Raw genomic sequence first — 9,172 nt, 5'->3', positions numbered from 1 at the left:
GTCTGCGGGTCGGCGAGGCCATGCGCGGCGTAGTGCGCCGCCATCGGCTCGCCGCCGATGGTCATGCAGCCGCGCGCCGCCATGCACGAGACGGCATAGTCGGTCGCGCTCATCCACAGCAGGCAATTCCAGCGCGCGGTGAGCCAGTGCGCCAGCCCGACGTGGTCTGGGTGCATGTGCGTGACGACCACGCGCAGCACCGGCAGGCCGCCCAGCTGCGTGGCGAACACCTGCTCCCACGCCGCGCGGGTGGGCGGGGAGTCGATGCCGCAATCCACAATCGTCCAGCCGCGCACGCCGTCGAGGGTGTCTTCCAGCAGCCAGAGGTTGATGTGGTTCAGCGCGAAGGGCAGCCCCATGCGCAGCCAGCGCAACCCCGGTGCCCGCTCGATGCTTTCTCCCGATGCGGGCGTCGTCTCTCCAAAGGGGTAGCGGATGGCATCGGTGGCGGGCTGGGCAGACATGGTGGGCGGATTCAAAAGGTTGGGAGAGTGATGGCGCAAACTACACTTGACGTTAACGTCAACTGGAGCCGAGTATAGGCACGCATGAAAAAAATCGCTGCTGCACCCGCCGCCCCCACTTTCACCATTGGCGAACTCGCCCGCGAGTTCGACCTCACCACCCGCGCCATCCGCTTTTACGAAGAAGCCGGCCTGCTCAGCCCGCAGCGCGAGGGTCGGCTGCGCGTCTATACCCAGGGCGACCGCACGCGGCTGAAACTCACCCAGCGCGGCAAACGGCTGGGCCTGAGCCTGGCGGAGATCAAGGAACTGGTGATGATGTACGAGTCGCCGCGCGACACCGCACCGCAACTGCGCCGCTACCTCGAAGTGCTGGCCGCGCACCGCGCCGACATTGAGAGCCGCATGGCCGATCTCAAGGCGACGCTGGAGGAGATTCGGGCCTACGAGACTGAGGCGCGGGGGCTACTCAAGAAGCAGGGCGGGTGAGGTGGGCGCTGGGTGAGTCACTATTCACGTTGACGTAAACGGAAGGTAAGATCACCGTGAATCTGCCCACAGAGCAGCCCCAACGGAGACTTTTACCATCATGACCACCGCCCCCGCCGTTCTATCGCCTGCGCAGGAGGCGGCCACTCGCCAGAGCTTTGCCCGCCAAGACTTGACGGCCGCACTGGGGACGGCGCCGAGACAGTTTGCGCGGTGATGCAGCAGACCATCGCGCCAGTGCCCAAACGGTATTGAAATCGCGTCGAAACAACGCATCGAAACACGCAAGCGAGGAGACCCCATGCAACTACCTGGACTGGACTTCCAACTTGGCGAAGACATCGCCGCTCTGCGCGAGGCCGTGCGCGATTTTGCCGAGCAAGAAATTGCCCCGCGCGCGGCCGAGATCGACCGCACCGATCAGTTTCCGATGGATCTGTGGCGCAAATTTGGCGACCTGGGCCTGCTGGGCGTCACCGTGCCCGAGGCCGATGGCGGCACGGGCATGGGTTATCTGGCGCATATGGTGGCGATGGAGGAAATATCGCGCGCCAGCGCTTCTGTGGCTTTGAGCTACGGCGCGCATTCCAACCTGTGCGTCAACCAGATCCGCCGCAACGGCAGCGCCGCGCAGAAGGCGAAGTACCTGCCCAAGCTGCTCAGCGGCGAGCATGTGGGCGCGCTGGCCATGAGCGAGCCGGGCGCCGGCAGCGACGTGGTGAGCATGAAGCTGCGCGCCGACCAGCAAGGTGATGCCTTTGTTCTCAACGGCAGCAAGATGTGGATTACCAACGGGCCGGACGCCGACGTTCTCGTGGTCTACGCCAAGACCGATCCGGCCGCGGGCTCCAAGGGCATCACCGCCTTTCTGGTGGAGAAGGGCTTCAAGGGCTTCTCGGTGGCGCAGAAGCTCGACAAGCTGGGTATGCGCGGCAGCCATACCGGCGAGCTGGTGTTTCAGGATTGCGAGGTGCCCGCAGAGAACGTGCTGGGCCATTTGAACGGCGGCGTCAAAGTGCTGATGAGCGGCCTGGATTACGAGCGCGCGGTGCTCGCCGCCGGGCCGGTCGGCATCATGCAGGCGGTGATGGACAGCGTGGTGCCCTATGTGCACGAGCGCAAGCAATTCGGCCAGAGCATCGGCGAGTTCCAGCTCATCCAGGGCAAGCTGGCCGATATGTATACCGTGCTGCAAGCCGCCCGCAGCCTGCTTTACACCGTGGGCAAGAACCTCGATGCGCTGGGCGACGGCCACGCCCGCTCGGTGCGAAAAGATTGTGCGGCCGTGATTCTGTGGTGCGCCGAAAAGGCCACCTGGATGGCGGGCGAGGGCATCCAGATTTTTGGTGGCAACGGCTACATCAACGACTACCCGCTGGGCCGACTGTGGCGCGACGCCAAGCTGTACGAGATCGGCGCGGGCACCAGCGAAATCCGCCGCATGCTGATCGGCCGCGAACTGTTCGCGCAAACGGCGTGAGGCCGTGAAGCGGGATGGCGAACCGGGCTGAGCGACTGATGCCGCTATTGATGCGGTTACCGATGCGCTTTTTCCGGCATTTGCAAACCCACGGCGTCGAGCACCGCGTCCAGCCGCTGCACGGCGGCGGGCACGTCCGTCCATTTGTCCAGCCCGAACAGACCGAGGCGAAAGCTCATGTAGTCGGCCGGTTCGTCGCAGGCCAGCGGTACACCGGCGGCAATCTGCATGCCCTGCGCCGCAAACTTCTTGCCGTTCTGAATGTCGGGGTCGCGGGTGTAGCTCACCACCACGCCCGGCGCCTGAAAGCCGGGCGCCGCCACGCTCTTGACGCCACGCCGCTCCAACGAAGCGCGCGCCGCGCGACCCAGCTCCATCTGCGCGGCCTTGAGCGCGGGCAGACCGTAGCTGAACGCTTCGCGCATCTGGTCGCGCACTTCGGCCAGGGTGTCGGTGGGCATGGTGGCGTGATAGGCATGCGTGCCCTTTTCATACGCCTGCATGATCTGATGCCACTTTTTCAAGTCGCAGGAAAAGCTGTCGCTCGTGGTCGTCTCCAGCCGTTGCAAAGCCCGCTCAGACAGCATGGCGAAGCCGCAGCAGGGCTGGCCGCTCCAGCCTTTTTGCGGTGCGCTGACCAGCACGTCCACGCCGGTGGCCTGCATGTCCACCCACATCGCGCCGGAGGCGATGCAATCGAGTACGAACAGGCCGCCCACCGCATGCACCGCGTCGGCTACGGCGCGCAGATAGTCGTCGGGCAGCATCATGCCGGCGGAGGTTTCCACATGCGGGGCGAACACCACGGCGGGTTTTTCGCGGGCGATGGTGGCGACCACCTCGTCGATGGGCGCTGGCGTGAAGGGCGACTCGGACGCATCGGCCACGCGGCGGGCCTTGAGCACCGTCACTTTGTCCGACAAATGCCCGGACTCGATGATCTGGCTCCAGCGATAGCTGAACCAGCCGTTGCGCACAATGAGCACGGGTGCGCCCTGGACGAATTGCCGCGCCACGGCCTCCATGGCAAACGTGCCGCTACCCGGCACGATGACCGCCGTCTGCGCGTTGTAGGCTTGTTTGAGCATGGACGACAGATCACGCATGACCTGCTGGAACTTGGCCGACATGTGGTTGAGCGAGCGGTCGGTGTAAACCACCGAATACTCCAGCAGTCCATCGGGATCAACGTTGGGCAGCAAGGCGGGCATCAGAAATCTCCTGGTCTTATGGATCGAAAAAGTCGGCGCGGCGGCTGCGCCGAAAACCCAAAAAGCCTAGCACGCAGCGGCGTCAAGCGCAGGGCGCTTTGCCTTGCCAGCGGCGCGGGCTTACAGTGGGCAGAGCGTCTTCGCGTTGCCAATGTCAAATGAACCAATTCCCGCCCCGCCTCGATTCCCCGGTGGCTTTTGCCATGGCCCGCACCATGCTCGAGGGCTTCAATCGCCATTACCGCCTGTTCCGCCAGGTGAGCGCCGCGGCCAAGCAGCGGTTCGAGCGGGCCGACTGGGCTGCGCAGCAGGCAGCGCAGCGCGAGCGCATCGCCTTCTATGACCAGCGGGTGGACGAGGCGACCGAGCGCCTGCAGAACGAACTCGACGCCGGCAACCAGCCCATGGAAATCTGGCAGCAGGCCAAGCTGCACTACATCGGCCTGCTGACCAATCACCACCAGCCCGAGCTGGCCGAGACGTTTTTCAACTCGGTGACGACCAAGATTCTGCGGCGCGAGCATTTCAACAACGAGTTTCTGTTCGTGCGCCCGGCCCTGTCCACCGAGTACATCGAAAACGAAGAGCCTGCGGCCAAGCCGACGTTCCGCGTGTATTACCCGCACACCCACGAGGCGCTGCATGCCTGTCTGCGCCGGGCCATCGAGAATTTTCAGCTTGCGCTGCCGTTCGAAGATCTGGACCGCGACGTGAACCAGGTGCTGGTCGCCGTGCGCCAGCGCTTCGGCAACGATGTGCGCCTGCGCGCCAACTTCCAGATCCAGATGCTCGACTCACTGTTCTACCGCAACAAGGGCGCGTATGCGGTGGGCAAGGTGATCAACGGCTTTACCGAATTTCCGCTGGCGCTGCCCATTCTGCACAACGAGCGCGGCCAGCTCTTTATCGACACGGTGCTGCTCACCGAAGACGATCTGCTGCTGCTGTTCTCCTTCGCTCGCGCCTATTTCATGGTTGATATGGAAATCCCGTCGGCCTATGTGCAGTTTCTGCGCAGCCTCATGGCGCGCAAGCCGCGTGCCGAGCTGTACAACGCGCTGGGTTTGGCCAAGCAGGGAAAGACCCTGTTCTACCGCGACTTTCTCTATCACCTGCGGCACTCCAGCGATCAGTTTATCGTGGCGCCCGGCATCAAGGGCATGGTGATGGTGGTGTTCACCCTGCCGTCCTTTCCCTTCGTGTTCAAGGTCATCAAAGACTTCTATCCGCCGCAGAAAGACACCACCCGCGACAAGATCAAGGGCAAGTACCTGCTGGTGAAACAGCACGACCGCGTGGGCCGCATGGCCGAGACGCTGGAATACTCCAACGTGGCGTTCGAGCGCGCCCGTTTCTCGCCCGAGCTCATCCAGGAGATTGAAACCTTCTGCCCCTCGCAACTCGAATACGACGGCGACACCATCATCATCCGGCACTGCTACATCGAGCGGCGCATGATTCCGCTCAACATCTACCTGCAGGAAGCCGACGACGCTCAGCTCGAGGCCGCGGTGATCGAATACGGCAATGCCATCAAGGACATGGTGGCGGCCAATATCTTTCCCGGCGACATGCTGTGGAAGAACTTCGGCATCACCCGCCACGGCAAGGTGGTGTTCTACGACTACGACGAAATCGAGTACATCACCGACTGCAACTTCCGCCGCGTGCCGCCTGCGCGCAACGAAGAAGATGAGATGGCCGCCGAGCCCTGGTACGCCGTGGGCCCGCACGATGTCTTTCCCGAGACCTTTGGACAGTTTCTGCTCGGCAACCCCAAGGTGCGCGCCGTGTTCATGAAGCACCACGCCGATCTGCTCGACGCTGCATTCTGGCAGGAGCACCAGAGCCGCATCCGCGAGGGCCATCTGTACGACGTGTTCACCTACGACGCCAGCCGCCGCTTCGCCCGCGAGGTCGATCTTGCGGCATCCAACAAACCCGTTCAACCTGTTCAGGAGACCTCAGCATGACTGATCCCATCGTGATTGTTTCTGCCGCGCGCACGCCCATCGGCGGCCTGCTCGGCGACTTTGCCGCCGTGCCCGCCTGGGAGCTCGGCGCTACCGCCATCGCTGCTGCCGTGCAGCGCGCGGGCATCGCGGGCGACGCCGTGAATGAAGTGCTCATGGGTAACTGCCTGATGGCCGGGCAGGGCCAGGCCCCCGCGCGCCAGGCCGCGCTCAAGGCCGGGCTGCCGCAATCGGCGGGCGCGGTCACGCTGTCCAAAATGTGCGGCTCGGGCATGCGGGCGATGATGTTCGCCCACGATATGCTGGCCGCGGGCTCGGCCGATGTGATGGTGGCCGGCGGCATGGAAAGCATGACCAACGCGCCGCATCTGGCCTTTGTGCGCAAGGGTGTGAAATACGGCGCCACCGCCTTCTACGACCACATGGCCATCGACGGGCTGGAAGACGCCTACGACCGCGGCAAGGCCATGGGCGTGTTCGCTGAGAGCTGTGTGAGCAAATACGCCTTCAGCCGCGAGGAGATGGATGCCTTCGCCATTGCCTCGACTGAGCGCAGCAGACAAGCCAACGAAGACGGCAGCTTCGAGTGGGAGATGGCGCCCGTCACGGTGGCGGGTCGCGGCGGCGAGGTGAAAATCGCCCGCGACGAGCAGCCCTTCAAGGCCAAGCTCGACAAGATTCCTACGCTCAAGCCCGCGTTCAAGAAAGACGGGGCCATCACCGCCGCCACCTCGTCGAGCATTTCCGACGGCGCTGCCGCGCTGGTGTTGATGCGCCAGTCCACCGCAGACAAGCTGGGCTGCGCGCCGATCGCTCGTATTCGCGCCCATGCGGTCCATGCGCAGGCGCCCGAGTGGTTCACCACGGCGCCCGTGGGGGCCATTCAAAAGGTGCTCGACAAGACCGGCTGGAAGGCGGCCGATGTGGATCTGTGGGAAGTCAACGAAGCCTTCGCCGCCGTCACCATGGCGGCCATGCGCGAATACAAGCTGCCGCATGAGATCGTGAACGTGCACGGCGGCGCGGTGGCGCTGGGCCACCCCATCGGCGCGTCGGGCGCGCGCATCGTCGTCACCCTGCTGGGCGCGCTGCGGCAACGTGGGCTCAAGAAGGGCGTCGCTGCGCTGTGCATCGGCGGCGGCGAGGCCACGGCGATGGCTGTTGAGCTGCTGTGAATCGTCATGCTGCTTTCTGACGATCACCGCATGATCCGCGACGCGGTGCGCGATTTTGCTCAAGCCGAAATCGCCCCGCATGCCGCCGACTGGGCGCGCGAAAGCCGCTTTCCGCGCGAGGCGTTGCAGGGCTTGGCGGCGCTGGGTTGTCTGGGCATTGCCGTGCCCGCCGAATGGGACGGCGCCGGGCTCGACTACCTGTCTCTCGCGCTGGCCATTGAGGAGATCGCCGCGGCCGACGGCGCGACCAGCACCATCGTGAGCGTGAACAACTGCCCGGTGTGCTCCATCCTGATGGCCTGGGGCAGCGATGCGCAGAAAGACCGGTGGCTGCGCCCGGTGGCGCGCGGCGAGTGGATCGGCGCGTTTGCGCTGACCGAACCGCAGGCCGGGTCGGACGCCTCCAACCTGCGCGCCACGGCAAAGTTAGAGGGTGACCACTACGTCCTCGACGGCGTCAAGCAGTTCATCACCAGCGGCAAGAACGGACAGGTCGCCATCGTGCTGGCCGCCACTGACCGCGCCGCGGGCAAGAAAGGCATCAGCGCCTTCCTCGTGCCCACCGACACGCCGGGCTACATCGTCGAACGGCTCGAAGACAAGGCTGGACAGTCGGCCAGCGACACCGCGCAAATCCGTTTCGAGGCTTGCCGAGTGCCTGTCGCCAACCGCGTTGGCGCCGAGGGCGAGGGCTACAAGATTGCGCTCTCCGGACTGGAGGGCGGGCGCATCGGCATTGCGGCGCAGTCGGTCGGCATGGCGCGCGCCGCGTTCGAAGCGGCGCTGCGTTATGCGCGTGAGCGCACTGCCTTCGGCAAGCCCATTGCCGAGCATCAGGCGGTGCAATTCCGCTTGGCCGAGATGGCGATGCAGATCGAAGCGGCGCGGCAGTTGCTGTGGCATGCGGCCAGCCTCAAAGATGCGGGCCAGCCCTGTCTGAAGGAAGCCGCCATGGCCAAGCTGATGGCCAGCGAAATGGCCGAGCGGGTGTGCAGTGCTGCGCTGCAGATCCACGGGGGCTACGGTTATGTGGCCGACTTTCCCGTCGAGCGCATCTGGCGCGATGTGCGGGTTTGCCAGATTTACGAAGGCACCAGCGATGTGCAGAAAATGCTCATTGCCCGCGCGCTGTAAAACGATATTCACTGGAGACTCCCATGCCCGTCAGCCCGATTACCTTCTTCTTCGATTTTTCTTCGCCCTACGCCTACCTGGCGAGCACGCAGATCGAGGCCATTGCCGCGCGCCATCTGCGCGACATCGAATGGGTGCCGATGCTGCTCGGGCCGGTGTTCCAGACGACCGGGTCGAAGCCGCTGATCGATCAGCCGCTCAAGGGCGACTATGCCCGCATCGACATTCCGCGCTCGGCGCGCTTTCTGGGCGTGCCTTACGTTCAGCCGGAGCCGTTTCCCATTGCCACTTATCAGGCCGCCCGGGTGCTCATCGGTCTGCAACGTGACCTGCCCGCGCAGGCTGCGCCGTGGCTGCATCGCTGTTTTTCGGCCTATTTCGCGCAGAACCGCAACATTGCCGAATTGCCCGTGCTGGAAGCCCTTGCCGCCGAACAGGGGCTGGCGAGCGATGCGGTGGCGCGCTATACCGCCGATCCCGCCATCAAGGCCCAGCTCAAGGCCAACTGCGACCGGGCGCTACAGCAAGGCATGTGCGGAGCGCCCTATATGGTGGTGGACGATCAACCCTTCTGGGGCGTAGACCGGCTGCCGCAGCTCGAACATTGGCTGCAGACCGGCGGGTTTTGAAGCCGCCAAGAATGAAGACCGGAGAATCATCATGACCGAGCCAACCGCGCTGGTGCAGGCCTATGCCTGCGGTGCCACCGATCAGCCGCTGCTGACGCAGACCATCGGCGATTTTTTCGACGCCATGGCCGAGCGCCAAGGCCTGCAAGAGGCGCTGGTTTCGCGCCACCAGAACATTCGCCTGAGCTACGCCGAGCTCAAGCGGGAGGTGGATCGTCTGGGCAGCGCCCTATTGCGCAGCGGTTTGCGCAAGGGCGACCGCGTGGGCATCTGGGCGCACAACAGCGTGGAATGGGTGCTGATGCAACTGGCCACGGCCAAGGTCGGCGTGATTCTGGTGAACATCAACCCGGCCTATCGCACCTCCGAGGTGGAATACGCGCTCAACAAGGTGGCTTGCAAGGCGCTGGTCACCATGACCTCGTTCAAGACCAGCGACTACCTCGCCATGCTGCGCGAAATCGCGCCGGAGCTGACCACCTGCGCGCCGGGCGAACTGCGCGCCGCGCGCCTGCCTGATCTCAAACTGGTGGTGCATCTGGGCGAGGCCGACGAACCCGGCATGCTGCGCTTTGCCGACTGGCTCGCCCGCGGCAGCGCCGATGACCCGGCGGTAG

General features: G+C 64.5%; 9 protein-coding genes. 7 read left to right on the top strand and 2 right to left on the bottom strand.

Annotated features, from left to right (window positions below):
- Positions 1-464 (bottom strand): MBL fold metallo-hydrolase (locus tag AC2VLV_RS13660; protein WP_486990499.1); only part of this gene is annotated, 464 nt, incomplete at its 3' end.
- Between the two features lie 84 nt (positions 465-548).
- Here AC2VLV_RS13660 and AC2VLV_RS13655 point away from each other — a divergent pair.
- Together AC2VLV_RS13655 and AC2VLV_RS13650 are read left to right on the top strand one after the other, a co-directional pair.
- Entirely contained in the window at positions 549-953 is a 405-nt protein-coding gene (locus AC2VLV_RS13655; protein ID WP_486990498.1) for a MerR family transcriptional regulator, read from the top strand.
- Positions 954-1,254: 301 nt separating this feature from the next.
- The gene (locus AC2VLV_RS13650) at positions 1,255-2,433 is read left to right on the top strand and encodes an isovaleryl-CoA dehydrogenase (RefSeq protein ID WP_486990497.1); all 1,179 of its coding nucleotides are present in this window, start codon (positions 1,255-1,257) and stop codon (positions 2,431-2,433) included.
- 56 nt (positions 2,434-2,489) lie between these two features.
- Here AC2VLV_RS13650 and AC2VLV_RS13645 read toward each other — a convergent pair whose 3' ends face one another.
- Complete coding sequence (locus tag AC2VLV_RS13645; RefSeq protein WP_486990496.1) at positions 2,490-3,644, bottom strand: aminotransferase class V-fold PLP-dependent enzyme; 1,155 nt, start codon at positions 3,642-3,644, stop codon at positions 2,490-2,492.
- A 158-nt stretch (positions 3,645-3,802) separates the two neighbouring features.
- Here AC2VLV_RS13645 and aceK point away from each other — a divergent pair, with 158 nt between their 5' ends.
- The 5 genes from aceK to AC2VLV_RS13620 form a co-directional block, all read left to right on the top strand.
- On the top strand, positions 3,803-5,617 hold the full coding sequence (gene aceK / locus AC2VLV_RS13640; RefSeq protein ID WP_486990495.1) for a bifunctional isocitrate dehydrogenase kinase/phosphatase: 1,815 nt from the start codon (positions 3,803-3,805) through the stop codon (positions 5,615-5,617).
- On the top strand, positions 5,614-6,792 hold the full coding sequence (locus tag AC2VLV_RS13635; protein ID WP_486990494.1) for an acetyl-CoA C-acyltransferase: 1,179 nt from the start codon (positions 5,614-5,616) through the stop codon (positions 6,790-6,792). Before aceK ends, AC2VLV_RS13635 begins: the two co-directional genes overlap by 4 nt.
- A gap of 6 nt (positions 6,793-6,798) precedes the next feature.
- Positions 6,799-7,926 (top strand): acyl-CoA dehydrogenase family protein, encoded by a 1,128-nt coding sequence (locus AC2VLV_RS13630; protein WP_486990493.1) that lies wholly within the window; start codon positions 6,799-6,801, stop codon positions 7,924-7,926.
- A 23-nt stretch (positions 7,927-7,949) separates the two neighbouring features.
- Positions 7,950-8,555, top strand: a complete 606-nt coding sequence (locus AC2VLV_RS13625; RefSeq protein ID WP_486990492.1) for a DsbA family protein — start codon at positions 7,950-7,952, stop codon at positions 8,553-8,555.
- A 31-nt stretch (positions 8,556-8,586) separates the two neighbouring features.
- Positions 8,587-9,172: AMP-binding protein (locus AC2VLV_RS13620; protein WP_486990491.1), on the top strand; the 586-nt coding region annotated here is incomplete at its 3' end.

The organism is Thiomonas sp. TH-17 (assembly GCF_057473305.1).
Note: the sequence above shows the minus strand (reverse complement) of the source record. Positions and strands in the feature narration are given on the sequence as shown.

What these genes read in the sequence shown, in the direction of transcription:
- AC2VLV_RS13655 (WP_486990498.1), top strand. Translation starts at nt 549, where the DNA reads ATGAAAAAAATCGCTGCTGCACCCGCCGCCCCCACTTTCACCATTGGC.
- AC2VLV_RS13650 (WP_486990497.1), top strand. Translation starts at nt 1,255, where the DNA reads ATGCAACTACCTGGACTGGACTTCCAACTTGGCGAAGACATCGCCGCT.
- AC2VLV_RS13645 (WP_486990496.1), bottom strand. Translation starts at nt 3,644, where the DNA reads ATGCCCGCCTTGCTGCCCAACGTTGATCCCGATGGACTGCTGGAGTAT.
- aceK (WP_486990495.1), top strand. Translation starts at nt 3,803, where the DNA reads ATGAACCAATTCCCGCCCCGCCTCGATTCCCCGGTGGCTTTTGCCATG.
- AC2VLV_RS13635 (WP_486990494.1), top strand. Translation starts at nt 5,614, where the DNA reads ATGACTGATCCCATCGTGATTGTTTCTGCCGCGCGCACGCCCATCGGC.
- AC2VLV_RS13630 (WP_486990493.1), top strand. Translation starts at nt 6,799, where the DNA reads ATGCTGCTTTCTGACGATCACCGCATGATCCGCGACGCGGTGCGCGAT.
- AC2VLV_RS13625 (WP_486990492.1), top strand. Translation starts at nt 7,950, where the DNA reads ATGCCCGTCAGCCCGATTACCTTCTTCTTCGATTTTTCTTCGCCCTAC.